A 24,776-nucleotide genomic window follows, 5' to 3' on the forward strand; every position below is an offset into this window, starting at 1 on the left:
TGCCCGTGCGTGCGCACGGGAAAAGGCAGGAGCCCCGTCGACTCTGCTCGCGCAGAGAAGACAGGGCTCCTTGGGTACTGCATATCCAACCGCGATTGGTTGGCCCAGGCGACTAGGCCGGGGTGACGTTCTCCGCCTGCGGGCCCTTCGGACCCTGGGTGACGTCGAAGTTCACCAGCTGGTTCTCCTCAAGGGAGCGGAAGCCGGCGGCGTTGATCGCGGAGTAGTGGACGAAGACATCCGGGCCGCCGCCGTCCTGGGCGATGAAGCCGAAGCCCTTTTCAGCGTTGAACCACTTGACGGTTCCGGTAGCCATGAGCCCTCCTATGGGCCAAAGGGTCGCCCTGCTCCAGAACCTGCTAAGAAGTCTGAAAACTACAAAAGCCCGCGGGTCACATTCTCCGCAGGCCTCGTACTGCAAGGGAAACCAAACTGCAACTTGCGTCGAGCCTAGCACGCACCTCCCGGCCGAGACCAGAGGGAAAGATCACGTCACTCGGACGTTTGAGACCCGCCAGACGGCTGACGGAGACGCGGGGGCTAGTCTCGCGATGTGGACGTCTATCGCAGCCGGCCCCGTGTCGGCCACATTCAGTTCCTGAACTGCCTGCCCCTCTACTGGGGGCTGGCCAGAACCGGCACGCTGCTGGACCTGGAGCTGACCAAGGACACCCCGGAGAAGCTCAGCGCGAGCCTCGTCCAGGGCGGCCTGGACATCGGTCCCATCACCCTCGTGGAGTTCCTCCGCAACGCGGACGACCTCGTCGCCTTCCCCGACCTCGCGGTCGGCTGCGACGGTCCCGTCATGTCCTGCGTGATCGTCTCGCAGGTCCCCTTGGACCAGCTGGACGGCGCCCGCGTCGCTCTGGGATCCACCTCGCGAACGTCCGTACGCCTGGCACAGCTGCTGCTCGCGGAGAAGTACGAGGTGCGGCCCGACTACTACACCTGCCCGCCCGACCTGGGCGTGATGATGCAGGAGGCGGACGCGGCGGTGCTGATCGGCGACGCCGCGCTGCGGGCCTCGCTGCACGACGCGCCCCGGCTCGGGCTCGCCGTCCACGACCTGGGGGCGATGTGGAAGGAGTGGACGGGCCTGCCGTTCGTCTTCGCCGTCTGGGCCGCCCGCAAGGACTACCTGGAGCGGGAGCCGGAGGTCGTGCGGAAGGTCCACGAGGCCTTCCTCGCCTCCCGGGACGTATCTCTGGAGGAGGTCGCCAAGGTCGCCGAGCAGGCGGCCCGCTGGGAGGCCTTCGACGCGGAACTCCTGGAGCGTTACTTCACGACGCTCGACTTCCGCTTCGGCGCCGACCAACTGGCGGGCGTACGTGAATTCGCGCGGCGGACGGGACTCACGACGGGCTATGCGCCCGATGTGAAGGTGGAGCTCCTCCCGGTGGGCGTTCCGGGCCATTAGCGCGGCTTATGAGGGCATTCACCTTTTGCTCCATTCCGCGGAGTGGAATGGAGCAAAAGGTGAATGCCGGCCCCGCCGCCGTTTACCGCGAATGCGTTCCCCTTTCACCACCCCGCCCCACCGCCCCGGTCCTCGACCCCCTCGTGGGCCCGGCCCAGCAGGCCCCGGAGCAGATGCCGGCCGGCTTCGGACCGAGCGCTGCCGCCGCTGCCGCCGTCGCTGCCCGCGAGTGCGGAGGCCCGACGGGCCCTGTGGGGGACGACCGCCCCTGCTACCGTCCATCGCCAAGATGCGGTGGGGCGGGGCGGGGGCGAGAGCTGACATGGGCATCGCAGGATTCGTGGTCGGGGTCATGCTCTGGGGCGCGCTGGCAGGCCTCCTCCTGCCCCGGGCCGCCTACCGGCTCTCCGTCGAGGTGGGCCTGCCCTGGCGCTCGGCCTGCCCGGCCGGCCACCCGCTGACCGGCCCGGCCGGAGGCTGGCTGGGCCTGCCGGTCTGCCCCCGGTGCGATCGGGCTTCGGACGCGGCCCCGGGCGCGGCCCCGGACGTTGCTTCAGACGCTGCCCCGGCTTCGGACCCGGCACCGGTCCCGGCACCAGCACCGGTCCCGGCACTGGTCCCGGCACCGCCACCGGCACCGGACGGCGAACCACGCCACCGGCCCCGCCGGCGGGGTGGCTACGCGCCCGTCGGAGGGGCCGCTCTCGCGACCGTCCTGGTGTGTCTCGCGCTCGGGGCCGGGGTCGGGGCGCGGCCCGAGCTGGTCGCCTGGCTGCTGCTGGCGCCGTTCACCGTCCTGCTCTGCTTCGTCGACCGGGCCGTGCACCGGCTGCCCGACGTACTGACCCTGCCGCTGGCCGCCACCACCGCGGTCGCACTCGGCGTGGCCGCCCTGTTCACCGGTACCGGCGGATCCTGGACCCGCGCGCTGCTCGGGGGGCTCACCCTCGGGTCCGTGTACCTCGTCCTCCACCTGATCCACCCGCCCGGCATGGGCTTCGGCGACGTCACCCTGGCCCTGACCGTGGGGCAGGTCCTGGGCTGGTACGGGTGGTTCGTGCTGTTCGCGGGTAGCCTCGCCGCCTTCGTCGCGGCGGCCGTGCACGGGTACGCCCTGGTCGCCCTGCGCCGGGTGGAGCGCGGGGCCTCGCTCGCCTTCGGGCCGTTCATGGCCGGCGGCGCCCTCGCGGGCGTGATCTACGCGGGCCTGGGCCTGGGACTAGGGCTCGACCTCGGGTCCGGCCCCGTCCTGGGCGCGGGACCGGTGCCGTGAGGCGGGGCCGCGACCCGGCGCCGTGAGGCGGGGCCGCGACCCGGCGCCGTGAGGCGGGGCCGCGATCCGGTGCCGTGAGGCGGGCCGCGATCCCGCTCCGCGATCCGGGCCCTTCGGGACATCCCGCAGGGGGCCAGGCCGGGAGCCGCGGGTGCTGGCGTAGGCTGGATCGGTCCGGGAATCTCGACCGCAGCCGGGCGCCAGCCGAACGACACAGCCGAAAGGTGACGCACCGGTGACCGACCAGGCCGCTCTCCAGTCAGTCCTCGACCGAGCCGCCACTGGGGGCCGGATCACCCAGGAAGAGGCGCTCGACCTCTACCGCCACGCGCCCCTGCACGCACTGGGCCAGGCCGCCGACGCGGCCCGCCGGCTGCGCTACGCCGGTACCGAGCACATCGCGACGTACATCATCGAGCGCAACATCAACTACACCAACGTGTGCGTCACGGCGTGCAAGTTCTGCGCCTTCTACGCGGCCCCCAAGGACACCAAGAAGGGCTGGTCCCGCGACCTCGAGGACATCCTGCGCCGCTGCGCGGAGACCGTCGAGCTGGGCGGCACGCAGATCATGTTCCAGGGCGGCCACCACCCGGACTACGGCGTCGAGTACTACGAGCACCACTTCTCCGCCATCAAGCAGGCCTACCCGCAGCTGGTCATCCACTCCCTCGGCGCGTCCGAGGTCGAGCACATGGCCCGGATCTCCAAGGTGTCGGCCGAGGAAGCGATCCAGCGCATCCACGCCGCCGGTCTCGACTCCTTCGCGGGCGCCGGCGCCGAGCTGCTCCCGGCGCGGCCGCGCAAGGCGATCGCCCCGCTCAAGGAGTCCGGCGAGCGCTGGCTGGAGATCATGGAGATCGCTCACGGGCTGGGCGTGGAATCCACCTCCACCATGCTGATGGGCACCGGCGAGACCAACGCCGAGCGCATCGAGCACATCGCGATGATCCGGGACACGCAGGACCGTACGGGCGGCTTCCGCGCCTTCATCCCGTACACCTACCAGCCCGAGAACAACCACCTCAAGGGCCGGACCCAGGCGACCGTCTTCGAGTACCTGCGCATGATCGCCATCGCGCGGCTCTTCCTCGACAACGTCGCCCACATCCAGGGCTCCTGGCTCACCGTGGGCAAGGAGGCGGGCCAGCTCTCCCTGCACTACGGCGCCGACGACCTCGGTTCGATCATGCTGGAGGAGAACGTCGTCTCCTCGGCCGGTGCCAAGCACCGCTCCAACCGCATGGAGATCATCGACCTGATCCGCAAGGCGGGCCGCGTCCCGGCGCAGCGCGCCACGACGTACGAGCACCTCCTCGTGCACGACGACCCGGCCAACGACCCGGTCGACGACCGCGTCGTCTCGCACATCTCCTCCACCGCCATCGAGGGCGGCACGGCCCACCCCGAGCTGAAGCTCATCAGCACGAACTGACGCGCCCGTGCTGACGATCCACACCGCCGAACTCCTCGTGACCGGGCCCTCCGGCCAGGGACCCGCCCCGATGCCCGGCGGCGCGGTCCTGGTCGAGGGCGACCGCATCGCCCGGGTGGGCCCGTACGAGCAGCTCGCCGCGGCCTATCCGCACGCGCGCGCCCGCAGCTGGCCCGGGGTGCTGACCCCGGGGCTGCTGGTGCGCGGCGGCGACGAGCTGCTGGAGCGCACGTACTACCCGGACGACCCCTACGAGATCACCGAGCTCGGGACCGAACCGATCAGCGGCGCCGAGGCGTTGGCGGACCTGAAGATGACCGAGCCGCGCCGCGGCAACAGCGCGCGGCGCGGCACGCAGAAGCTCCTCGCCCGCGGGGTGGTCGCGGTGGCCGGCCGGTTCACCAGCCCGGCCGTCCGGACGGCCGTGGTCCGCTCCGGACTCACCGTCGTCCCGCCCGCCCCCTACGAGGGGCCCGCCTCCCTGGACCCGCTGGCCGGCCGGACCGCCGCCGAGGAGGCCTTCCACGGGGTCCTGGAGCCGGGCGCTCCCGCGCGGTTCGCGGTCTTCGCGGTGCCCGGTCCGACGGAGCTGCTGGTGGAGGGCCCGACGAGCTGTGTGGCCACGGTCATCGGCGGCAGGCTGCTCCACCGCCGCCGCTGAGCCGCCGGACGCGGGGGACGACCGGATGCGGGGGACGAGGGGCCTGCGAGAATGGCGGGGCGGTCCGCAGGACCCTGCCGAACCGCTGCCGGACCATGCGCACGCACCATTCGCAGGCACCATTCGCAGGCACCATCCGCACCGCACCCGAGGGGCCCACGCCAGTGACATCCGCTTCCCTGGACAAGCAGCCGCACGAAGTCGCCTCCATGTTCGACGGCGTGGCGGCGAACTACGACCTCACCAACGACGTCCTCTCCCTCGGGCAGGCCCGCCTGTGGCGCAAGGAGGTCGCCAAGGCGGTCGGCGCGCGCCCCGGGCAGCTGGTCCTCGACCTGGCCGCCGGCACGGCCACCTCCTCGCTCCCCTTCGCGGCGACCGGCGCGTACGTCGTGCCCTGCGACTTCTCCCTCGGCATGCTCCGCGAGGGCAAGAAGCGCAACCCCTGGCTCCCGCTGACGGCCGGCGACGCGACGAAGCTCCCCTTCAAGGACGACGTCTTCGACACCGTCACCATCTCCTTCGGCCTGCGCAACGTCCAGGACACCGATGCCGCCCTGCGCGAGCTGTACCGGGTCACGAAGCCCGGCGGCCAGGTCGTGATCTGCGAGTTCTCGCAGCCCACCTGGGCGCCCTTCCGGACCGTGTACACCGAGTACCTGATGCGCGCGATGCCGCCCGTGGCCCGCGCGGTCTCCTCCAACCCCGACGCGTACGTCTACCTCGCCGACTCCATCCGCGCCTGGCCCGACCAGCCGGCGCTGGCCGGCCTGCTGCAGAAGGCCGGCTGGTCCAAGGTGGCCTGGCGCAACCTGAGCGGCGGCATCGTGGCCCTGCACCGCGGCACCAAGCACGCGTAGTACGAGGCACCGGAGATGGACTATCAGGCCCTGCTGGAGCAGGTCGCCACCGACATCGCCCCGCTGATCGGCAGCGGCACCACCGCCGAGTACATCCCGGCGCTGGCGTCCGTGGACCCCCGGCAGTTCGGGATGGCCATCGCCGACCTCGACGGCAACGTGTTCGGAGTGGGGGACTGCGAGACCCCCTTCTCCGCACAGTCCATCACCAAGGTCTTCGCGCTGGCCCTCGCGCTCGCCGAAGGCGGCGACAGCCTCTGGGAGCGGGTCGGCCGGGAACCCTCCGGCAACCCCTTCAACTCCCTGGTGCAGCTGGAGTACGAGAACGGCATCCCGCGCAACCCCTTCATCAACGCGGGCGCGCTCGTCGTCACCGACCGGCTCCAGACGCTGACGGGCGACGCGAGCAGCGAACTGCTGCGCTTCCTCCGGGAGGAGAGCCAGAACCCGGACGTCACCTTCGACGCGGAGGTCGCCGCCTCCGAACAGGCACACGGGGACCGCAACGCCGCCCTCGCCCACTTCATGGCCGCCTACGGGAACATCGACAACCCGGTGCCGATGCTGCTGGAGCACTACTTCTGGCAGTGCTCCATCACGATGAGCTGCGCCGACCTGGCCCGGGCCGGCCGCTTCCTGGCCCGGCACGGGCTGCGCGCGGACGGCTCGCGGCTCCTCACGCGCAGCGAGGCGAAGCAGGTCAACGCGGTGATGCTGACCTGTGGGACCTACGACGCGGCGGGGGAGTTCGCCTACCGGGTCGGCCTGCCCGGCAAGAGCGGTGTCGGCGGCGGCATCGTCGCGGTCGTGCCCGGCGCGTGCACGCTGGCCGCGTGGAGCCCCGGCCTGGACACCCAGGGCAACTCCGTTGCCGCGGTCGCCGCCCTGGACCGCTTCACGACCCTGACGGGCCTGAGCGTTTTTTGACGCGGGCCTCGCCCCGCGCAGCGGACCACCCGCGGCCGGGCAACGGCGGAGGGGGCGGCTCCGCGCAGCGGGGTCAGGTGGGCTGGAGGGTGAGCGCGTAGCGGCGGGCGACGCGGGCGCCGCCCGGGACCGGGGAGCGGTCCGCCAGGGTCATGCCCAGCCGCTCCGCCACCGCGATCGAGCGGACGTTGACATCGTCGATCATCGCCACCACCTCCGGCACCCCGGCCCCCCGCACCCGCTCGAGCGTCGCCAGCGCAGCCGCGTACGCGTACCCCCGCCCCCACGCGGACCGCCCGAGCCGCCACCCGATCTCGATCTCCCCGACGGGCCCCCACCCCTTCGACTCCGGCCACGGCTGCGCCCCGGTGAATCCGATGACCTCCCCGTCCCCGTCGAGCAGGGTCCACAGGCAGAAGCCGAGCCGGGCGTCGTGCAGCCGCTGCCGGGCGGTGAACTCCTCGTAGAAGGAGAGCTCGGCGGGGCCGCCGAGGAACTCCATGACGTCGGGGTCGCGGAAGATTCGGTGCCAGGCGTGCGCGTCCTCGTCCGTGGGCACACGGAGCTGGACGGCGGGGAGCGGCCGGGTCGGCGAGGTGGTCACAGGGCAGCCCTTCGGATCGCGATCTCTCTCGCTGCATAGACTGCACAGGTCTTGTGCCAATGGGCACCCTTTATCGAGCCTTCGGGAGACCCGCCGTGACCGAGCCCCTCTCCGAGCACTCCGCGGACGTGATCGTCGTCGGGGCCGGGCCCGCCGGCTCGACCACTGCTTATTACCTGGCCAAGGCCGGACTCGACGTCCTGCTCCTGGAGAAGACCGCGTTCCCGCGCGAGAAGGTCTGCGGCGACGGCCTGACGCCGCGCGCCACGAAGCAGCTCGTGTCGATGGGCATCGACATCTCCGAAGAGGCCGGCTGGCTGCGCAACAAGGGCCTGCGCATCATCGGCGGCGGCCAGCGGCTCCAGCTGGACTGGCCGGAGCTGGCCTCCTTCCCCGATTACGGGCTCGTCCGCAAGCGCGACGACTTCGACGAGACCCTGGCCCGCCAGGCGCAGAAGGCCGGCGCCCGGCTGTACGAGCGCTGCAACGTGGGCGAGCCCGTACGCGATCCCCGGACCGGCCACATCACCGGCGTGACGGCGAAGCTCGGCGAGGAGAAGACCCCGGTCACCTTCAGCGCCCCGCTGGTGGTCGCGGCCGACGGCAACTCCTCCCGGCTCTCCCTGGCCATGGGCCTGCACCGGCGCGAGGACCGTCCGATGGGCGTGGCCGTGCGGACGTACTTCACCTCGCCGCGCCACGACGACGACTACCTGGAGTCCTGGCTGGAGCTCTGGGACCGGCGCGGTGCCGAGGACCGGCTGCTGCCCGGCTACGGCTGGATCTTCGGCATGGGCGACGGCACCTCCAACGTCGGCCTCGGCATCCTCAACTCCTCCTCCGCCTTCAAGGAGCTGGACTGGCGCGAGGTCCTCAAGGCCTGGTGCGCCTCGATGCCGGAGGACTGGGGCTACACCCCCGAGAACATGACGCAGCCCATCCGGGGCGCGGCCCTGCCAATGGCCTTCAACCGCCAGCCGCACTACACCAAGGGGCTGCTGCTCGTCGGTGACGCGGGCGGGCTCGTCAACCCGTTCAACGGCGAGGGCATCGCCTACGCGATGGAGTCGGGCCAGATCGCCGCCGACGTCATCGTCCAGGCCCACTCCCGCGCCACCCCGGCCCTGCGCGAACTCACCCTGCACAGCTACCCGAAGGTCCTGAAGGAGACCTACGGCGGCTATTACACCCTGGGCCGCGCCTTCGTGAAGCTCATCGGCAACCCGAAGATCATGAAGATCGCCGCCCAGCGCGGGCTGAGCCACCCGGTGCTGATGAAGTTCACCCTGAAGATGCTGGCCAACCTGACCGACCCGACGGGCGGCGACGCGATGGACCGCGTCATCAACGGCCTTTCGAAGGTCGCTCCAAAAGCCTGATCGTTCAAGGCCCGGCCGCTCGGTGGAGAGCTGAGCGGCCAGGCTCTCCGCATTCGGCCTTCAGACGTTCACGATCTTCACCTTCGGCGAGCCCGGAAGTTCCTCGGCTGCCTTGCACAGCGCCGGGATGTGCGACTTGTCAGAGGTGGCGAGCAGTACCGGGGGAGTGCAGAGTGCGGCCGTGGCCACCACGAGTGCGTCCACGAGGCATTCGTGCCCGTCAAGGCCCGAGGCGTCCAGCAGCTTCGCCGCGGTTTCTGTCACCGCGGCGTTGACCGGTTTCACATCGAACCGGGAGAGCAGGAACTGGAGGCGCTTGGCGGCCTCGCCGGTTCGGCGCACCTCCAAGGGCGTCAGCGCGGACAGCGCCACGCGCCGGCCGTTCTGCTGAGCGACCTCGATGCGCGCGCGCATCCCCTCGTCGCCGTCGACGTGCAGGGAAAGCCCTTGGGCGTCCAGGACGAGCGTGCCCTCGTTCTTCGCCTTGATCTTGAGGCGCTTGCTTACCACTCCTGCTCCGCCTGCCGCCGCGCTTCGGCGGAGACGGGGCCGAACTCCTTGCGGTCGGCGGTCACGACCTCGCGGAGCTTCTGCGCGGCAAGCCATTCCTCCAGAGCTTCCGCCACGACGGAGGAGAACCCGCTCTTGCCGGCGCGTTCCTCGACTTCCTTGATCAATGACTGGGCGAGCGACACGGATCTCTTGCCCGCCCGCTCGACGGCCTGGGGTGCCACGTGACTGCTCATACCTAGAACGTAACACCGCCGGTAGGAATTTTCCCGCCCGATGGATACCTCAGCGAAACCAAGGTCGCACCCAAGGCCTGACCCTGTCCCTGAGCCCGACCGGGCGCGCCTGGCGCGGGACCTCGTACGGGGCCTCGTACGGGACCTCGTACGGGGCCTCGTACGGACCTTCGCGCGGGGCCTCCCGCTCGGGCCCGGGCGCGCCGTGGATCTGGCGGACGCAGCGGGCCAGCAGGAGCAGGCCGCAGAGCATCAGGGTTCCCGAGGCCGTCCACTCGAGGGTGAGGGCGAGGGGGGAGCCGGGCTTCTGCCAGGGGCGGGTGGTGGTCAGCAGCCAGCCGCCGAGGGACAGCATGCCGAGCCCGGCGGCGGCCGGGGTGCTGCCCGGACCGGAACCGGGGGCTTCGCCAGATGGGCTGGTCGTCACGGATCACCACTTCCTGGGGCGACTCGCGCGTGCTCGCCCCGGCCATCTTCGCAGGGCCGGCCGGTTCGGCACCGGATGCCCGCCGGACGGGGCGGAGCGGCAAGTCGGTTTCCAGGCAAGAAGTTTGGCTGACCAGCAGGTGAGAAGGCCTTGTCCCCGGTACCGGCCGGACTGTTCAATTCCCCAGAGTGAACAGGTCTTCCGGCATACGCCCGCGTCCGCTCGGCCGCACCGCGCCCCGCCCCGCGTTCCGCGCCGCCCCCCGCCCCGCCCTCCCGGCCGCCGTCCTGCTGGCGCTCGTCCTGGCCGGCTGTTCTGATCCCGACGCCAGCGGCGGCAGCGCGCAGGGGGAGCCGAAGCTCGGAGAGGTGGCGGTCGCCCCGGCCACCGCCTCGATCTCGCTGCCCCTGGACGCGTACACGGACACCGACGCCGAGACGGCCCGCATGGGGCAGGTGCAACAGAGGCTGCTCTCCCGGTGCATGGCCCGGTACGGATTCCCGTACGAGGAGGTCAGGCCCTCCGGTGCGGCCGGTTCGGCCGGCGCCCAGGGGCCCGAGGGCCGGCACCGGGCGCTCTTCGGTGCGGCCGACGCGGAGTTCGCGGCGGCCCACGGCTATGACGCGACCGCGGGCAAGGGGCGGCCGGTCAAGCCCCCGACGGCGCCGTTGAGTGAGAGCGCGACCCTGGTCATGCACGGCGAACGGCCGGGCGGACAGCAGGGCGCCGAGCAGCCCCCGGACGCCGCGACGGAGGAGGAGGCCGCGCAGGTGGACAGCGGCATCGACGTCGGGGGGCAGAAGGTGCCGGCCGGCGGGTGCATCCGGGAGGCGTACCGCAAGCTGTACGCGCCGACGAAGGACAGCGTGGACCTGCTGTTCCCGTTCGGGCTCGCCTCGGAGGCGCACGAACGCTCCAAGGGGGACTCGCGGGTGGCCGAGGTGCTGAAGAACTGGTCCGCGTGCATGGAGAAGTCGGGGTACACGGGCCTGAAGGATCCCTACGAGGTCGTCCAGAAGCTCGGCCTGGAAGCCGATCCGGGCGGCCCCAAGGCCGTCACCGCGGCCAAGGCCGATGTCGCCTGCAAGCGCGAGGTGAACCTCGTGGGCATCTGGGCCGCGGTGGAGAAGGCGTACCAGCTGCGGCTGGTGGAGGAGCAGGCAGAGACGCTCGCGCTGTACAAGAAGCAGCGGGAGGCCCGCTACAAGCTGGCGGCGGGGATCTTCTGAGCCGCGGGGCCCGTCAGGAGGGCCGGGGCAGGCAGTCGCGGTACGCGTCGCGGTGGTCCCGCTTGAGCGCCTGCCACTGCTCGGAGGTGCCGCCGTCCTTCTGCTGCACCTCGCCGGTGACCGGATCCGGGTCCGGATACCAGGAGATGCCCTTCTCCCGCATGCACGCGGAGGACTCGCGCGCGGTGGCGAGGTCCTGCGGGCTCGCCCGTACGGGGGCGGGGGAGGGGAGCAGCGACAGGCAGGCCCGTTGCGCCGGGGGGTACTGCGGGCTGTCCTTCTCCACGAAGTGCGGGGCCCCGTCGTCCCCGTGGGAAACGGTCATTCCGTGCTGCCGCATGCACGTGTAGAACGGCATGTCCGCCGCCGCGATCGAGGGTGCGGCGGCGGGTCCGGCGGTAACTCCGGGCTTTCCCGCTCCGGAGTTCTTCCCCGGGTCTTCTCCGCCCGCGCATCCGGTCAGTACGAGGCACAAAAGGAGTGACGAGGATATTTCGCTTACACGCACGAGGCGTTTCCCTTGCGGTTGGCGGAGTGGAAGGGCGCGCGTTGGTGCGGGTGAGCGGCGGAAGGCCGCGGGAGAGCGTAATCGGGTGCCCGGAAAGCGGACAAGTCCGTTATCCGCCATGCTGGTTGTGGCCTGATCAGCCGAGAAGCCCCTTGCCCTGCGGTGCCCCGGAAGGTTTAATCCCGGCCGGAATCAATTCCCTGAAGATGGAGAAATCCCCCATGAGCAAGACTCTTAACAAAATAGCCGCCGGCTGCGCCGCCGCGGTATCCGTCGGCGCCGTTCTCCTGGCTTCGGCCGCTCCGGCCGCCGCCAACACGGAGCGGAACGGCTATCTGGAAACCAGCGAGTTCGGCCTTTACTACAACTCCAACCAAGGCGGTTGTGTCTTCGACCTGATGTCCTCGGACTGGAACTTCTACAACAACCTCTTCGTCGGGCCGGAGAACTGCGAGGGCCGGAACCGGGTGACGAACGACGACACCGCGTCCTACCGGAACCGGGACACGTACACCTGGAAGGTGGCCACCGAAGTGAACCTCACCGGTCTCATCGGTTCGCTCCCCCCGGGCTACACGGGCAACGCCAGCATCAACTTCAAGAACAAGATCACCTCGGCCACGTTCCTCGACTGACGCGGCCAGGGCGGCGCTCGACCCCCTCCGGGGCTCCGGGAACCCCCCGGAGCCTCCGGGCGCCCCCAGGGAGCCTCCAGGACGCCGAAAGGCCGGTACTCCACCCCCGAGCGGGGGAGTACCGGCCTTTCGTGCGTCACCGGGAGCGGCCCGGGACTGCGGGGAGATGTCAGAGGACGCGGACGGCGCCCGTCGGCTTGTCGTAGCTCAGGGAGCGCTCGACGATGCCGGTGCTGGGGTTCTGCGCGCCGACGAACTTGCCGCCGCCGACGTAGACGGCGACGTGGTACGCGCTGCCCTTGGAGCCCCAGTACAGGATGTCGCCCGGCTGAAGGGCGCTCAGGGAGACCGAGGTGCCGGCCGAGGACTGCGCCTGCGACATGCGCGGCAGGCTGATGCCCGCCTGGCGGTACGCGGCCTGGACGAGGCCCGAGCAGTCGAACGAGGACGGGCCGGTGCCGCCCATGACGTACGCCTTGCCGACCTGCGCGCGGGCGAAGTTGACGATGGCGGCGGCGGAGCCGGTCGCGGGGGCCGTGACGGTGCCCTTGCCCTGCGAGGAGCCCGCGGAGGAGTTCCCCTTCGGGGTGGAGGAGGACGAGGACGAGGAGGAGCCGGAGTTGCTCTGGAGCGAGGTGCGCTCCGTGCTGCGGCTCGCGCGCTCGGCCTCGGCCTTGCGGTCCGCCTCGGCCTTGGCCTTCGCCTTCGCCTCGGCGTCGGCCTTCTGCTGGGCGTCGGCCTTCAGCTGCTTGGCCTCGGCGGCGGCGCCCGTGCGGGCGGTCTCCTCCAGGGCGTTGAGCTCGCCGTCGACGGCGGCGGCGCGGGTGTTCTCCGCGGCCTTGGTGACGGACGAGGACACCTCGGCGGCCAGGTCCATGTCGAGGACCGGCATTTCGAGAGTGGTCTCGTGCACGGGCTCGGTGGAGGGGGTGGCGCTCGCCGTGCCGGCCATGGCCAGGGTGCTGAGGACGCCACCGGCAACTCCGGCGCGGACCGCGAGCTTCGAGGCGCTGCGGCGGGGCTTCCGGTGGCTGGGTATGTGAGCGGTGAGGGACATGGGTACAACCGCTATCAGGGCACGCCGGTCCCCTTCAAGAAACGTGGTCTGCGCCACAGTTGTGCGCGAAGCGGGCTAACCGGGCGCGTCGGAGCTCTTATTGACGCCGTAACGGGCGAATCGGACAGCCGCTCGCAGGGCTGTGATCATGGGCTTTCCGTAATAAGTCCGAATTGATCCCCGGCCTACCATCCACCCGCACAGATGGCCAAGCCCCCTTTCGGCGGCCCGAATCCCGAGTGGCGCAGGTCACAGGAGTGTCACGCCATGCGGACGCTGTGGCCCTCCTGTGATCGAACCGTGAACGCACCGAGGGCCCGGACCCGAGCCACCACCGATCCCGAAGGCTTCCCGGGCCGCCCTCCGGCCGACCCCCGGTCGCCGTTCCGTCGGCTTCCGGCAGACCTCCGGCAGACCTCCGGCAGACCTCCGGCAGACCTCCGGCAGACCTCCGGCGGACCTCCGGCAGGCCTCCGGCCGCCCTCACGCTCCCCCTCTTCCCCGACTTAGTGAACGCATGCACGCGTCCACTCCCGTACGCGCGGGGTCCCCCGGGCGGGGGATGCCGATCCCTTTATCACCGCGCGCTTCCCCTCGCCAATTTGCATGCAGGGGACACAATTTGATAGTGCGGCAGGCCTCCCACCTGCGACGACAGGTGTGGATGTCACCTTTGGTGATCATGTGGATGCTTCACGTATGAAGATCACCACTCATTGGGCTTCATGATCGTTCGTCAGGTGGTGGAGATCACAAACTCGTTGTTGTAACCCGTGTCGCAGATCACAGATGGGCGGGCATAGGATGCGCACCAGTCCGGCTTGTGAACTGCCTCACATGCGAGGCGGGGCGCGCGGCGCCGGCAGCGGTCCAACGGTCAAGGACGACTGGAAGGAGCGAGGAGCGTGAATGCGTACGCGCCCATCCTCGTGCTCGGCGCCCTCGGCGCAGGGTTTGCGATCTTCTCCGTGGTCATGGCCACGCTGATCGGTCCAAAACGGTACAATCGGGCAAAACTTGAAGCGTACGAGTGCGGCATCGAGCCCACTCCCATGCCCGCCGGTGGCGGCCGCTTCCCCATCAAGTACTACCTGACGGCGATGCTCTTCATCGTCTTCGACATCGAGGTTGTCTTCCTCTACCCCTGGGCGGTCACCTTCGACTCGCTGGGGATCTTCGGGCTCGTCGAGATGCTCCTCTTCGTGCTCACCGTCTTCGTCGCCTACGCCTACGTATGGCGCCGCGGCGGCCTGGAATGGGACTGAGGGGCTGAATTTTCCATGGGACTGGAAGAGAAGCTGCCGAGCGGCTTTCTGCTGACCACCGTCGAACAGGCCGCGGGATGGGTGCGCAAGGCGTCCGTCTTCCCGGCCACCTTCGGCCTGGCCTGCTGCGCCATCGAGATGATGACTACCGGAGCGGGCCGGTACGACCTGGCCCGCTTCGGCATGGAGGTCTTCCGCGGATCCCCGCGCCAGGCCGACCTGATGATCGTGGCCGGCCGGGTCAGCCAGAAGATGGCGCCGGTGCTGCGGCAGGTGTACGACCAGATGCCCGCTCCCAAGTGGGTCATCTCTATGGGTGTTTGTGCGTCTTCGGGCGGAATGTTCAACAACTACGCGATCGTCCAGGGCGTCGACCACATCGTCCCCGTGGACATCTACCTGCCCGGCTGCCCGCCCCGCCCCGAGATGCTGCTCGACGCGATCCTCAAGCTCCACCAGAAGATCCAGGGCGGCAAGCTCGGCGTGAACCGGGAAGAGGCGGCCCGCGAGGCGGAGGAGGCGGCCCTCAAGGCGCTCCCCACCATTGAGATGAAGGGGCTCCTGCGGTGAGCGAGGACCCGGCCGTGCACAGCGGCCCCCATGCCGGCGACGGCGACAACGTGCCCGCGCCCCGCGGAGCGGCCGGTCCCGAGGTGATCGGCGTCCGCAAGGGCATGTTCGGCGCCGGCGACGGAGGCGACACCAGCGGTTACGGCGGCCTCGTGCGCACCGTGGCCCTGCCCGGCGCGAGCGCCCGCCCGTACGGTTCGTACTTCGACGAGATCGTCGACGAGCTCGAAGGGGCGCTGGAGGAGCAGGACCTGCTCCCCGAGAACGCCATCGAGAAGGTCGTCGTCGACCGCGCGGAGCTGACCCTCCACATCGCGCGCGAGCACCTGCTCCTCGTCGCGAAGACGCTGCGCGACGACCCGGCCCTGCGCTTCGAGTTCTGCACCGGAGTGAGCGGGGTGCACTTCCCGGGCGACAAGGGCCGCGAGCTGCACGCCGTCTACCACCTGCGCTCGCTCACCCACGGCCGGATCCTGCGGCTGGAGGTGACCGCCCCGGACGCCGACCCGCACGTGCCCTCGATCGTCTCGGTCTACCCGACCAACGACTGGCACGAGCGCGAGACGTACGACTTCTTCGGCCTGATCTTCGACGGCCACCCGGCCCTCACGCGGATCATGATGCCGGACGACTGGCAGGGCTTCCCGCAGCGCAAGGACTACCCGCTCGGCGGCATCGCCATCGAGTACAAGGGCGCCCAGATCCCGGCTCCCGACCAGCGGAGGTCGTACAGCTGATGAACACCCAGAAGGATTCGAACCACGCCTCCGCCCGCGAAACCACCGAGGGCACCGTCTACACCGTCACCGGCGGCGACTGGGACGAGATCGTCCAGTCGGCGGCCCGCGCGGACGACGAGCGGATCGTCGTCAACATGGGCCCCCAGCACCCTTCCACCCACGGAGTGCTGCGCCTGATCCTGGAGATCGACGGCGAGACGGTCACCGAGGCCCGCTGCGGCATCGGCTACCTCCACACCGGCATCGAGAAGAACCTCGAGTACCGGAACTGGACGCAGGGCACCACCTTCGTCACGCGCATGGACTACCTGACGCCGTTCTTCAACGAGACGGCGTACTGCCTGGGCGTCGAGAAGCTGCTCGGCATCACCGATCAGATCCCGGACCGCGCCTCCGTCATCCGGGTCCTGCTGATGGAGCTCAACCGGCTCTCCTCCCACCTGGTGTGCATCGCCACCGGCGGCATGGAGCTGGGCGCGACCACGATCATGATCTACGGGTTCCGCGACCGCGAGCTGATCCTCGACGTGTTCGAGCTGATCACCGGCCTGCGCATGAACCACGCGTTCATCCGCCCCGGCGGTCTCGCCCAGGACCTGCCCCCGGGCGCCGTGGACCAGGTCCGCGAGTTCGTGAAGACCATGAAGAAGAACCTGCCGGAGTACGACAGCCTCGCCACCGGCAACCCCATCTTCAAGGCCCGCATGCAGGACGTCGGATACCTCGACCTCACCGGCTGCATGGCGCTCGGCGCCACCGGCCCGGTCCTGCGCTCGGCCGGCCTCCCGCACGACCTGCGCAAGACGGACCCGTACTGCGGCTACGAGAACTACGAGTTCGACGTGCCGACCACCGAGTCCTGCGACTCCTACGGGCGGTTCCTGATCCGCCTGGAGGAGATGCGCCAGTCCCTGCGGATCGTCGAGCAGTGCCTGGACCGCCTCGAGCCGGGCCCGGTCATGGTCGCCGACAAGAAGATCGCCTGGCCGGCGCAGCTCGCCATGGGCCCCGACGGCCTCGGCAACTCGCTCGACCACATCAAGCAGATCATGGGCACCTCCATGGAGTCCCTCATCCACCACTTCAAGCTGGTGACCGAGGGCTTCCGGGTACCGGCCGGCCAGGCCTACGCGGCCGTGGAGTCGCCCAAGGGCGAGCTCGGCGTGCACGTGGTCTCCGACGGCGGCACCCGCCCCTACCGGGTCCACTTCCGCGACCCGTCCTTCACCAACCTGCAGGCCATGGCGGCGATGTGCGAGGGCGGCCAGATCGCCGACGTCATCGTGGCCGTCGCCTCCATCGACCCCGTGATGGGAGGCGTCGACCGATGACGGCCAATCAGCCCGTATCAGGGGTGAGCCTGGGCATGCCCCAGCTTCCGGCACCCGACTTCGCGGCGGACGTGCGCGCCCGGCTCGAAGCGGACGCCAAGGAGGTCATCGCCCGCTACCCCGACAGCCGCTCCGCGCTGCTGCCGCTGCTCCACCTCATGCAGTCGCAGGAGGGCTACGTCTCGCGCACCGGCATCCGGTTCTGCGCCGAGGTGCTGGGCCTGACCACCGCCGAGGTCACGGCCGTGGCGACCTTCTACACGATGTACCGGCGGGGGCCCTCCGGGGACTACCAGGTCGGTGTCTGTACGAACACCCTGTGCGCGGTCATGGGCGGCGACGCCATCTTCGAGGAGCTCAAGGAGCACCTCGGCGTCGGCAACAACGAGACCACCGCCGACGGCAAGGTCACCCTCGAACACATCGAGTGCAACGCGGCCTGCGACTACGCCCCCGTGGTGATGGTCAACTGGGAGTTCTTCGACAACCAGACCCCCGAGTCCGCCAAGGCCATGGTCGACGACCTGCTGGCCGGCCGCCCCGTCGAGCCGACCCGGGGCGCCCCGCTGTGCACGTACAAGGAGACCGCCCGGATCCTGGCGGGCTTCCCCGACGAGCGCGAAGGCGCCGTCGAGGCGAGCGGCGGCGCCGGTCACGCCTCCCTGATCGGCCTGCGCATCGCGCGCGGCGAAGCCCCGCACACCCCGATCGTGCACCCGCGCGGCGAGGCCACCATCGAGGGAGGGGAGTGATGACCGTGTCCACCGAACTGAGTAAGAACGGGACGAGTCCGGAGAAGCTCCTCGCGCCCGTCCTGTCGGCGTTCTGGGACGAGCCGCGGTCGTGGACGCTGGAGACCTACCGGCGTCACGAGGGGTACGAGGGCCTGCGCAAGGCGCTCGCCATGACCCCCGACGACCTCATCGCCTACGTGAAGGACTCGGGCCTGCGCGGCCGCGGCGGCGCGGGCTTCCCCACCGGCATGAAGTGGCAGTTCATCCCGCAGGGCGACGGCAAGCCGCACTACCTCGTGGTGAACGCGGACGAGTCGGAGCCGGGCACCTGCAAGGACATCCCGCTCCTCTTCGCCAACCCGCACTCCCTCATCGAGGGAATGATCATCGCCTGCTACGCGATCCGCTCGGAGCACGCCTTCATCTACCTGCGCGGCGAGACCGTGCCGGTCCTGCGGCGCCTGCACGAGGCGGTCCGCGAGGCGTACGAGGCCGGCTACCTCGGGGAAAACATCCTCGGGAGCGGCCTCAAGCTCGACATCACCGTGCACGCGGGCGCGGGCGCCTACATCTGCGGCGAGGAAACGGCCCTCCTGGACTCCCTCGAAGGCCGCCGCGGCCAGCCCCGGCTGCGACCGCCCTTCCCCGCGGTCGAGGGCCTGTACGCCTGCCCCACTGTCGTGAACAACGTGGAGTCCATCGCCTCGGTTCCCGCGATCCTGAACAAGGGCAAGGACTGGTTCAAGTCGATGGGGACCGAGAAGTCCCCCGGCTTCACCCTGTACTCGCTCTCCGGGCACGTCGTCGGCCCCGGCCAGTACGAGGCCCCGCTCGGGATCACCCTGCGCCAGCTCCTCGACATGAGCGGCGGCATGCGCCCCGGGCACCGGCTGAAGTTCTGGACCCCGGGCGGCTCCTCCACCCCGATGTTCACCGAGGAGCACCTCGACGTCCCCCTCGACTACGAGGGCGTCGGCGCGGCCGGCTCCATGCTGGGCACCAAGGCCCTGCAGTGCTTCGACGAGACGACCTGCGTGGTGCGGGCGGTGACCCGCTGGACCGAGTTCTACGCCCACGAGTCCTGCGGCAAGTGCACGCCCTGCCGCGAAGGCACGTACTGGCTGGTCCAGTTGCTGCGCGACATCGAAGCGGGCAAGGGGGTCATGTCGGACCTCGACAAGCTCAACGACATCGCCGACAACATCAACGGCAAGTCGTTCTGCGCGCTGGGCGACGGCGCCGCCAGCCCCATCTTCTCCTCGCTCAAGTACTTCCGCGCGGAGTACGAGCAGCACATCACGGGCAAGGGCTGCCCCTTCGACCCCAAGAAGTCGACCCTCTGGGCCGACACGGAGGTGACCGCATGACCGTGACCACAACAGCGGCCTCCGGCGGCGGAGAGGCCGCGGTCCCGCCCGTGGACCACATCTCCCTGACCATCGACGGCATCGAACTGTCGGTGCCCAAGGGGACCCTGGTCATCCGGGCCGCCGAACAGCTCGGCATCGAGATCCCCCGGTTCTGCGACCACCCCCTCCTCTCCCCGGCCGGCGCCTGCCGCCAGTGCATCGTCGAGGTCGAGGGCCAGCGCAAGCCGATGGCCTCCTGCACCATCACCTGCACCGACGGCATGGTCGTCAAGACCCAGCTGACCTCCCCGGTCGCCGACAAGGCCCAGCGCGGGGTGATGGAGCTGCTGCTCATCAACCACCCGCTGGACTGCCCGGTCTGCGACAAGGGCGGCGAGTGCCCGCTGCAGAACCAGGCGATGTCCCACGGCAACGCCGAATCGCGTTTCGAGGGCAAGAAGCGCACCTACGAGAAGCCGGTCCCGATCTCCACGCAGGTGCTGCTGGACCGCGAGCGGTGCGTGCTGTGCGCGCGCTGCACCCGCTTCTCCAACGAGATCGCCGGCGACCCGATGATCGAGCTCCTGGAGCGCGGCGCGCTCCAGCAGGTCGGCACCGGCGAGGACGACCCCTTCCAGTCGTACTTCTCCGGCAACACCATCCAGATCTGCCCGGTCGGCGCCCTCACCTCGGCCGCCTACCGGTTCCGCTCCCGCCCCTTCGACCTCGTCTCCTCCCCGAGCGTGTGCGAGCACTGCGCGGGCGGCTGCGCGACCCGCACCGACCACCGCCGCGGCAAGGTGCTGCGCCGGCTGGCCGCGGAGGACCCCGAGGTCAACGAGGAGTGGATCTGCGACAAGGGCCGCTTCGGGTTCCGCTACGCGCAGCGCCCCGACCGGCTCACCACCCCGCTGGTCCGCGGCAGCGACGGGGTCCTGGCCCCGGCCAGCTGGCCCGAGGCCCTGGAAGCCGCCGCCAACGGGCTGGCCGCCGCGCGCGGCCGGGCCGGAGTGCTGACCGGCGGACGCCTCACCGTCGAGGACGCCTACGCCTACGCCAAGTTCGCCCGGGTCGTGCTCGACACCAACGACATCGACTTCCGGGCCCGCGTGCACAGCGCGGAGGAGACCGAGTTCCTGGCGTCCTCCGTCGCCGGCATCGGCAAGGACCTGGACGGCGCCGGCGTCACCAACGCCTCGCTGGAGGCGGCCCCGGCCGTGCTCCTCGTCGGCATCGAGGCCGAGGAGGAGGCCCCCGGGGTCTTCCTGCGGCTGCGCAAGGCCCACCGCAAGCACAAGCAGCGGACCTTCGCCCTCGCCCCGTTCGCCACGCGCGGCCTGGAGAAGGCGGGCGGCACCCTGCTGGCCGCCGCCCCCGGCACCGAGCCCGAGTGGCTGAACGCGCTGGCCTCGCAGGCCGGCCTGGAGGACGGCGGCCAGGCCGCCGCCGACGCGCTGCGCCTGCCCGGCGCCGTCATCGTGGTGGGGGAGCGGCTCGCGGGCGTGCCCGGCGCGCTGACCGCGGCCGTCCGGGCCGCCACCGCCAGCGGCGCCACGCTGGTGTGGATCCCGCGCCGGGCCGGAGAGCGGGCCGCCGTCGAGGCGGGCGCGCTGCCGTCCCTGCTGCCGGGTGCCCGCCCGGCCACCGACCCGCGCGCCCGCGACGAGGTCGCGGCCGCCTGGGGCCTGGACGAGCTGCCACACCGCTACGGCCGCGACACCGGCCAGATCGTGGAGGCGGCGGCGACCCGGGAACTCTCGGCCCTGCTGGTCGCGGGCGTCGAGCTCGCCGACCTGCCGGACCCGGCCCGCGCGAAGCTCGCGCTCCAGGAGGCCTTCGTGGTCTCCCTGGAACTGCGGCCCGGCGAGGTCACCGACCTGGCGGACGTGGTCTTCCCGGTCGCGGCCGTCGCCGAGAAGCCGGGCGCCTTCATCAACTGGGAGGGCAGGGTCCGGCCGTTCGAGGCCGCGCTCAAGCCCGAGCAGATGACCCGCCGGCTCGCCCCCGCCGACTCCCGCGTGCTGCACATGCTGGCCGACGCGGCCGACCGGCCGATCGCGCTGCCCGACGTACACGCCGTACGCCGGGAGCTCGACGGGCTCGGCCCGTGGGCCGGGGAGCGCGCCGAGGGACGGCCCGGAGACCGGGAGCTGCTGCCCCGGCCCGGCGCGGGCGAGGCGGTCCTCGCGGGCCACCGGCTCCTCCTCGACCAGGGTCTGCTCCAGGACGGCGACGAGGCCCTGGCCGGCACCCGGCACGAGGCCGCCGCCCGCCTGTCGGCCGCCACGGCCGCCGAGACCGGCGTCAAGAACGGAGACGTCCTTCTCGTGACCGGCCCCGCCGGCTCCCTGGAACTGCCGCTGCGCGTCACCGAGATGCCCGACCGGGTGGTCTGGCTCCCGATGAACTCCACCGGCTCCGGGGTCCTCGCCGACACCGGAGCCCGCCCGGGGGAGCTGGTCCGCATCGGCCCGGCCACCCCCGCCGACACCAGCGACTCCCCTGCGGAGGTGGGCGCGTGAACACCGTTCAGATCGCCGCCGAAGACCTCTCCCTGTTCGGCAGGGACGTCTGGTGGCTCGTCGTCCTCAAGGCGGTGTTCTGCTTCGCCTTCCTGATGGTGACCGTGCTCTTCTCCATCGTGTGGGAGCGCAAGGTCGTCGCCTGGATGCAGCTGCGCATCGGCCCCAACCGGCACGGCCCCTGGGGCATGCTCCAGTCGCTCGCCGACGGCGTGAAGCTGATGCTGAAGGAAGACCTGATCGTCAAGCGGGCCGACAAGGTCGTCTTCGTCCTCGCCCCGATCATCGCGGCGATCCCGGCCTTCATGGCCATCGCGGTGATCCCCTTCGGCCCCGCGGGCAACGAGGTCTCCATCTTCGGCCAGCGCACCACGATGCAGCTGACCGACCTGCCCATCGCGATGCTCTACATCCTCGCGGTGGCCTCGGTCGGCATCTACGGCATCGTCCTGGCGGGCTGGTCCTCCGGCTCCACGTACCCGCTCCTCGGCGGGCTGCGCTCCTGTGCGCAGATGATCTCCTACGAGATCGCGATGGGCGCGGCCTTCGCCTCGGTCTTCCTCTACTCCGGGTCGATGTCGACCTCGGCGATCGTCGAAGCCCAGGCGGACCGCTGGTACATCATCCTGCTGCCGGTCTCCTTCATCATCTACGTCATCACGATGGTCGGCGAGACGAACCGCGCCCCCTTCGACATGCCGGAGTCCGAGGGCGACCTGGTCGGCGGCTTCAACACCGAGTACTCCTCGATCAAGTTCGCGCTGTTCATGCTCGCCGAGTACGTCAACATGGTCACCGTCTCCGCGGTCTCCGTCACCCTCTTCCTGGGCGGCTGGCGGGCCCCGGCGCCGATCTCCACGTACTGGGAGGGCGCGAACCACGGCTGGTGGCCGATGCTCTGGTTCGTCCTCAAGGTGCAGCTGCTCCTCTTCTTCTTCATCTGGCTGCGCGGCACGCTCCCGCGCGTGCGCTACGACCAGCTGATGAAGCTCGGCTGGAAGGTGCTGATCCCGGTCTCCGTGGTGTGGCTGATGCTGGTCGCCACCGTCCGGGCGCTGCGCAACGAGAACTACGACTTCCAGGAGATCGTGCTCTACGTCGGCGGCGGGGTCATCGCGCTCCTGCTGCTGTCCTTCGTCGCGGACCTGTTCCGCGACAAGAAGGAGAAGACGGCCCTCGCGGACGCCGAACTGGCGGCCGCCGCCGAACCCTTCGACCCCCTGGCGGGCGGATTCCCCGTACCGCCCAAGCCCGGCCAGCACCTGGCACCCGTACCGCGCAGGCGGCCCCGCAGCGAGCGGGAGCTCATTGTCAGTGGCGCGGCGAATACTGACAGTGACCGAGAGGAGGGTGCTGAAAATGTCTGACAAGTCTGACGCCGAGCAGGGCGAGAAGTGGCAGAACCCGGTGGCCGGCTTCGGCGTGACCTTCAAGGCCATGTTCAAGAAGCGCCTCACCGAGCAGTACCCGGAGCAGGAAAAGACCACCGCACCCCGCTTCCACGGGCGGCACCAGCTCAACCGCCACCCGGACGGTCTGGAGAAGTGCATCGGGTGCGAGCTGTGCGCCTGGGCCTGTCCCGCCGACGCGATCTACGTCGAGGGAGCGGACAACACCGAGGAGGAGCGCTACTCCCCGGGTGAGCGGTACGGCCGGGTCTACCAGATCAACTACGCCCGCTGCATCCTGTGCGGGCTGTGCGTCGAGGCGTGCCCGACCAGGGCGCTGACCATGACGAACGAGTTCGAACTGGCCGACTCCAGCCGCGAAGCGCTCATCTACACCAAGGAGCAGCTGCTCTCCGGGCTCACCGACGGCATGGTCGAGGCACCGCACTCGATCTTCCCCGGCGCCGAGGACACGGACTACTACCGCGGGCTGGTGACCGGGGCGGCCCCCGGCACGGTCCGGCAGGTGGCCGTCTCCAAGGGCGAGGTCGCGGACAACAGCGCCGAGGGGGTGGGGGCATGAGCGCCCTCGCCGCAGCCGGCAGCCTCACCTCCACCGGTGAGGCCGTCCAGTTCTGGGTCCTCGGCACGGTCGCCGTCATCGGCGCGCTGGCCACGATCCTGATGAAGAAGGCCGTGCACAGCGCGCTGAGCCTGGCCGGGACGATGATCATCCTGGCGGTCTTCTACCTCGCCAACGGCGCGTACTTCCTCGGCATCGTCCAGGTCGTCGTCTACACCGGCGCGATCATGATGCTCTTCCTCTTCGTCGTCATGCTCGTCGGCGTCACCGCCGCGGACTCGCTGACCGAGACCATCAAGGGGCAGCGCTGGCTGGCCGCCCTGTGCGGACTCGGCTTCGGCATCCTGCTGATCGCCGGCATCTCCAACGCCAAGCTCACCCACTTCAACGGACTCGGCCGGATCAACTCCGGCGGGCACGTCGAGGGCCTGGCCACGCTGATCTTCACCAAGTACGTGTTCGCCTTCGAGATCACCGGCGCCCTGCTGATCACCGCGGCCGTCGGCGCGATGGTGCTCACCCACCGCGAGCGCACCGAGCGCGCCGCCACCCAGCGCGAGCTCGCCGAGCGCCGCGTACGCGAGGGCGTCCAGCTCCCGCCGCTGCCCGCACCCGGCGTCTACGCCCGGCACAACGCCGTGGACGTCGCGGGCCTGCTGCCGGACGGCACCCCCTCCGAGCTCACCGTCAACCAGACGCTGCGCGCCCGCGGCCAGATCAGGGACGTCTCCGGCAAGGCCCTGGACGACCTGAAGGCCCTGGAGCAGCGGTCGTCCGAGCGGCTCGGCCGCGACGCCCTCGGCCAAGACGCCCGTGAGGAGGCCGCGAAGTGAACCCGGTCAACTACCTGTACTTGTCCGCGCTGCTGTTCACCATCGGGGCGGCCGGAGTACTGATCCGGAAGAACGCGATCGTGCTGTTCATGTGCGTGGAGCTCATGCTCAACGCCTGCAACCTCGCCTTCGTCACCTTCTCCCGGATGCACGGCAACCTCGACGGCCAGATCATCGCGTTCTTCACGATGGTCGTCGCCGCCGCCGAGGTCGTGGTGGGCCTCGCGATCATCGTGTCGCTGTTCCGTACCCGCCACTCGGCCTCGGTCGACGACGCCAGCCTGATGAAGCTGTAAGGGGTCG

Annotated in this window: 27 protein-coding genes; 20 read left to right on the plus strand and 7 right to left on the minus strand. The window is 70.4% G+C overall.

What is annotated here, in order from left to right:
* Positions 1 to 112 precede the first annotated feature (112 nt).
* On the minus strand, positions 113 to 316 hold the full coding sequence (locus tag ACIQV3_RS32335) for a cold-shock protein (RefSeq protein ID WP_112451444.1): 204 nt from the start codon (positions 314 to 316) through the stop codon (positions 113 to 115).
* A 237-nt stretch (positions 317 to 553) separates the two neighbouring features.
* On the opposite strand from ACIQV3_RS32335, the gene ACIQV3_RS32340 reads away from it, so the two are divergent.
* The 6 genes from ACIQV3_RS32340 to ACIQV3_RS32365 all read left to right on the plus strand — a co-directional run bounded on the left by ACIQV3_RS32340 (position 554) and on the right by ACIQV3_RS32365 (position 6,573).
* Positions 554 to 1,417, plus strand: a complete 864-nt coding sequence (locus ACIQV3_RS32340; RefSeq protein ID WP_403718454.1) for a menaquinone biosynthetic enzyme MqnA/MqnD family protein — start codon at positions 554 to 556, stop codon at positions 1,415 to 1,417.
* Positions 1,418 to 1,739: 322 nt separating this feature from the next.
* Positions 1,740 to 2,690 carry a prepilin peptidase gene (locus tag ACIQV3_RS32345; protein ID WP_403718457.1) on the plus strand — a complete coding sequence of 317 codons (951 nt, stop codon included), beginning with the start codon at positions 1,740 to 1,742 and terminating at the stop codon, positions 2,688 to 2,690.
* 235 nt (positions 2,691 to 2,925) lie between these two features.
* Positions 2,926 to 4,125 (plus strand): cyclic dehypoxanthinyl futalosine synthase, encoded by a 1,200-nt coding sequence (gene mqnC, locus ACIQV3_RS32350; RefSeq protein ID WP_403718460.1) that lies wholly within the window; start codon positions 2,926 to 2,928, stop codon positions 4,123 to 4,125.
* A 7-nt stretch (positions 4,126 to 4,132) separates the two neighbouring features.
* Complete coding sequence (locus ACIQV3_RS32355; RefSeq protein ID WP_403718463.1) at positions 4,133 to 4,786, plus strand: imidazolonepropionase-like domain-containing protein; 654 nt, start codon at positions 4,133 to 4,135, stop codon at positions 4,784 to 4,786.
* Positions 4,787 to 4,950: 164 nt separating this feature from the next.
* Positions 4,951 to 5,646, plus strand: coding sequence for a demethylmenaquinone methyltransferase (locus ACIQV3_RS32360; RefSeq protein WP_389436047.1), 696 nt, complete (start codon positions 4,951 to 4,953; stop codon positions 5,644 to 5,646).
* Positions 5,647 to 5,661: 15 nt separating this feature from the next.
* Complete coding sequence (locus ACIQV3_RS32365) at positions 5,662 to 6,573, plus strand: glutaminase (RefSeq protein ID WP_403718466.1); 912 nt, start codon at positions 5,662 to 5,664, stop codon at positions 6,571 to 6,573.
* A 73-nt stretch (positions 6,574 to 6,646) separates the two neighbouring features.
* Here the strand turns inward: ACIQV3_RS32365 and ACIQV3_RS32370 are convergent, their stop codons facing one another.
* On the minus strand, positions 6,647 to 7,177 hold the full coding sequence (locus ACIQV3_RS32370) for a GNAT family N-acetyltransferase (protein ID WP_403718469.1): 531 nt from the start codon (positions 7,175 to 7,177) through the stop codon (positions 6,647 to 6,649).
* 95 nt (positions 7,178 to 7,272) lie between these two features.
* Here ACIQV3_RS32370 and ACIQV3_RS32375 point away from each other — a divergent pair, with 95 nt between their 5' ends.
* Complete coding sequence (locus ACIQV3_RS32375; protein WP_243339952.1) at positions 7,273 to 8,556, plus strand: geranylgeranyl reductase family protein; 1,284 nt, start codon at positions 7,273 to 7,275, stop codon at positions 8,554 to 8,556.
* Between the two features lie 60 nt (positions 8,557 to 8,616).
* On the opposite strand, the gene ACIQV3_RS32380 is transcribed toward ACIQV3_RS32375, so the two are convergent.
* The 3 genes from ACIQV3_RS32380 to ACIQV3_RS32390 are packed head-to-tail and all read right to left on the minus strand — an operon-like array spanning position 8,617 to position 9,729.
* The gene (locus ACIQV3_RS32380; protein WP_403718474.1) at positions 8,617 to 9,066 is read right to left on the minus strand and encodes a DNA-binding protein; all 450 of its coding nucleotides are present in this window, start codon (positions 9,064 to 9,066) and stop codon (positions 8,617 to 8,619) included.
* Positions 9,060 to 9,302, minus strand: coding sequence for a hypothetical protein (locus ACIQV3_RS32385; protein ID WP_383907120.1), 243 nt, complete (start codon positions 9,300 to 9,302; stop codon positions 9,060 to 9,062). The genes ACIQV3_RS32380 and ACIQV3_RS32385 overlap by 7 nt, the downstream gene beginning before the upstream one ends.
* A gap of 49 nt (positions 9,303 to 9,351) precedes the next feature.
* Positions 9,352 to 9,729, minus strand: coding sequence for a hypothetical protein (locus ACIQV3_RS32390; RefSeq protein ID WP_403718479.1), 378 nt, complete (start codon positions 9,727 to 9,729; stop codon positions 9,352 to 9,354).
* A gap of 188 nt (positions 9,730 to 9,917) precedes the next feature.
* On the opposite strand from ACIQV3_RS32390, the gene ACIQV3_RS32395 reads away from it, so the two are divergent.
* A complete protein-coding gene (locus ACIQV3_RS32395) occupies positions 9,918 to 10,958 on the plus strand; it encodes a hypothetical protein (RefSeq protein ID WP_403718481.1) in 1,041 nt (346 codons plus the stop codon).
* 13 nt (positions 10,959 to 10,971) lie between these two features.
* Here ACIQV3_RS32395 and ACIQV3_RS32400 read toward each other — a convergent pair whose 3' ends face one another.
* Positions 10,972 to 11,316, minus strand: a complete 345-nt coding sequence (locus ACIQV3_RS32400) for a hypothetical protein (RefSeq protein WP_403718484.1) — start codon at positions 11,314 to 11,316, stop codon at positions 10,972 to 10,974.
* Between the two features lie 371 nt (positions 11,317 to 11,687).
* Here ACIQV3_RS32400 and ACIQV3_RS32405 point away from each other — a divergent pair, with 371 nt between their 5' ends.
* A complete protein-coding gene (locus tag ACIQV3_RS32405; RefSeq protein ID WP_403718489.1) occupies positions 11,688 to 12,101 on the plus strand; it encodes a hypothetical protein in 414 nt (137 codons plus the stop codon).
* A 169-nt stretch (positions 12,102 to 12,270) separates the two neighbouring features.
* Here the strand turns inward: ACIQV3_RS32405 and ACIQV3_RS32410 are convergent, their stop codons facing one another.
* Positions 12,271 to 13,158, minus strand: coding sequence for a C40 family peptidase (locus ACIQV3_RS32410; RefSeq protein WP_403718494.1), 888 nt, complete (start codon positions 13,156 to 13,158; stop codon positions 12,271 to 12,273).
* Positions 13,159 to 14,063: 905 nt separating this feature from the next.
* Between ACIQV3_RS32410 and ACIQV3_RS32415 the strand changes: the two genes are divergently transcribed.
* The 11 genes from ACIQV3_RS32415 to nuoK are packed head-to-tail and all read left to right on the plus strand — an operon-like array spanning position 14,064 to position 24,769.
* Positions 14,064 to 14,423, plus strand: coding sequence for an NADH-quinone oxidoreductase subunit A (locus tag ACIQV3_RS32415; RefSeq protein WP_030010013.1), 360 nt, complete (start codon positions 14,064 to 14,066; stop codon positions 14,421 to 14,423).
* A gap of 15 nt (positions 14,424 to 14,438) precedes the next feature.
* Positions 14,439 to 14,993: an NADH-quinone oxidoreductase subunit B family protein gene (locus ACIQV3_RS32420; RefSeq protein WP_243339941.1), complete on the plus strand. Its 555-nt coding sequence runs from the start codon at positions 14,439 to 14,441 to the stop codon at positions 14,991 to 14,993.
* Positions 14,990 to 15,730, plus strand: coding sequence for an NADH-quinone oxidoreductase subunit C (locus ACIQV3_RS32425; protein ID WP_403718499.1), 741 nt, complete (start codon positions 14,990 to 14,992; stop codon positions 15,728 to 15,730). The genes ACIQV3_RS32420 and ACIQV3_RS32425 overlap by 4 nt, the downstream gene beginning before the upstream one ends.
* Positions 15,730 to 17,064 (plus strand): NADH-quinone oxidoreductase subunit D, encoded by a 1,335-nt coding sequence (locus ACIQV3_RS32430; protein ID WP_403718502.1) that lies wholly within the window; start codon positions 15,730 to 15,732, stop codon positions 17,062 to 17,064. The genes ACIQV3_RS32425 and ACIQV3_RS32430 overlap by 1 nt, the downstream gene beginning before the upstream one ends.
* Positions 17,061 to 17,816: an NADH-quinone oxidoreductase subunit NuoE gene (gene nuoE, locus ACIQV3_RS32435; RefSeq protein WP_403718505.1), complete on the plus strand. Its 756-nt coding sequence runs from the start codon at positions 17,061 to 17,063 to the stop codon at positions 17,814 to 17,816. Before ACIQV3_RS32430 ends, nuoE begins: the two co-directional genes overlap by 4 nt.
* On the plus strand, positions 17,816 to 19,165 hold the full coding sequence (gene nuoF, locus ACIQV3_RS32440) for an NADH-quinone oxidoreductase subunit NuoF (RefSeq protein WP_382750440.1): 1,350 nt from the start codon (positions 17,816 to 17,818) through the stop codon (positions 19,163 to 19,165). The genes nuoE and nuoF overlap by 1 nt, the downstream gene beginning before the upstream one ends.
* A complete protein-coding gene (locus ACIQV3_RS32445) occupies positions 19,162 to 21,669 on the plus strand; it encodes an NADH-quinone oxidoreductase subunit G (protein WP_403718508.1) in 2,508 nt (835 codons plus the stop codon). Before nuoF ends, ACIQV3_RS32445 begins: the two co-directional genes overlap by 4 nt.
* The gene (gene nuoH / locus ACIQV3_RS32450) at positions 21,666 to 23,036 is read left to right on the plus strand and encodes an NADH-quinone oxidoreductase subunit NuoH (RefSeq protein WP_403718511.1); all 1,371 of its coding nucleotides are present in this window, start codon (positions 21,666 to 21,668) and stop codon (positions 23,034 to 23,036) included. The genes ACIQV3_RS32445 and nuoH overlap by 4 nt, the downstream gene beginning before the upstream one ends.
* Positions 23,029 to 23,640: an NADH-quinone oxidoreductase subunit NuoI gene (gene nuoI / locus ACIQV3_RS32455; protein ID WP_403718514.1), complete on the plus strand. Its 612-nt coding sequence runs from the start codon at positions 23,029 to 23,031 to the stop codon at positions 23,638 to 23,640. Before nuoH ends, nuoI begins: the two co-directional genes overlap by 8 nt.
* A complete protein-coding gene (locus tag ACIQV3_RS32460) occupies positions 23,637 to 24,473 on the plus strand; it encodes an NADH-quinone oxidoreductase subunit J (RefSeq protein ID WP_403718516.1) in 837 nt (278 codons plus the stop codon). Before nuoI ends, ACIQV3_RS32460 begins: the two co-directional genes overlap by 4 nt.
* Positions 24,470 to 24,769 carry an NADH-quinone oxidoreductase subunit NuoK gene (nuoK, locus tag ACIQV3_RS32465; protein ID WP_112449176.1) on the plus strand — a complete coding sequence of 100 codons (300 nt, stop codon included), beginning with the start codon at positions 24,470 to 24,472 and terminating at the stop codon, positions 24,767 to 24,769. Before ACIQV3_RS32460 ends, nuoK begins: the two co-directional genes overlap by 4 nt.
* The last annotated feature ends 7 nt before the right edge of the window (positions 24,770 to 24,776 follow it).

It is taken from the genome of Streptomyces sp. NPDC099050, assembly GCF_044759865.1.
Taxonomy (GTDB): domain Bacteria; phylum Actinomycetota; class Actinomycetes; order Streptomycetales; family Streptomycetaceae; genus Streptomyces.

What these genes read in the sequence shown, in the direction of transcription:
- ACIQV3_RS32335 (WP_112451444.1), bottom strand. Translation starts at nt 316, where the DNA reads ATGGCTACCGGAACCGTCAAGTGGTTCAACGCTGAAAAGGGCTTCGGC.
- ACIQV3_RS32345 (WP_403718457.1), top strand. Translation starts at nt 1,740, where the DNA reads ATGGGCATCGCAGGATTCGTGGTCGGGGTCATGCTCTGGGGCGCGCTG.
- ACIQV3_RS32365 (WP_403718466.1), top strand. Translation starts at nt 5,662, where the DNA reads ATGGACTATCAGGCCCTGCTGGAGCAGGTCGCCACCGACATCGCCCCG.
- ACIQV3_RS32385 (WP_383907120.1), bottom strand. Translation starts at nt 9,302, where the DNA reads ATGAGCAGTCACGTGGCACCCCAGGCCGTCGAGCGGGCGGGCAAGAGA.
- ACIQV3_RS32400 (WP_403718484.1), bottom strand. Translation starts at nt 11,316, where the DNA reads ATGCCGTTCTACACGTGCATGCGGCAGCACGGAATGACCGTTTCCCAC.
- ACIQV3_RS32405 (WP_403718489.1), top strand. Translation starts at nt 11,688, where the DNA reads ATGAGCAAGACTCTTAACAAAATAGCCGCCGGCTGCGCCGCCGCGGTA.
- ACIQV3_RS32410 (WP_403718494.1), bottom strand. Translation starts at nt 13,158, where the DNA reads ATGTCCCTCACCGCTCACATACCCAGCCACCGGAAGCCCCGCCGCAGC.
- ACIQV3_RS32420 (WP_243339941.1), top strand. Translation starts at nt 14,439, where the DNA reads ATGGGACTGGAAGAGAAGCTGCCGAGCGGCTTTCTGCTGACCACCGTC.
- ACIQV3_RS32430 (WP_403718502.1), top strand. Translation starts at nt 15,730, where the DNA reads ATGAACACCCAGAAGGATTCGAACCACGCCTCCGCCCGCGAAACCACC.
- nuoE (WP_403718505.1), top strand. Translation starts at nt 17,061, where the DNA reads ATGACGGCCAATCAGCCCGTATCAGGGGTGAGCCTGGGCATGCCCCAG.
- nuoF (WP_382750440.1), top strand. Translation starts at nt 17,816, where the DNA reads ATGACCGTGTCCACCGAACTGAGTAAGAACGGGACGAGTCCGGAGAAG.
- ACIQV3_RS32445 (WP_403718508.1), top strand. Translation starts at nt 19,162, where the DNA reads ATGACCGTGACCACAACAGCGGCCTCCGGCGGCGGAGAGGCCGCGGTC.
- nuoI (WP_403718514.1), top strand. Translation starts at nt 23,029, where the DNA reads ATGTCTGACAAGTCTGACGCCGAGCAGGGCGAGAAGTGGCAGAACCCG.
- ACIQV3_RS32460 (WP_403718516.1), top strand. Translation starts at nt 23,637, where the DNA reads ATGAGCGCCCTCGCCGCAGCCGGCAGCCTCACCTCCACCGGTGAGGCC.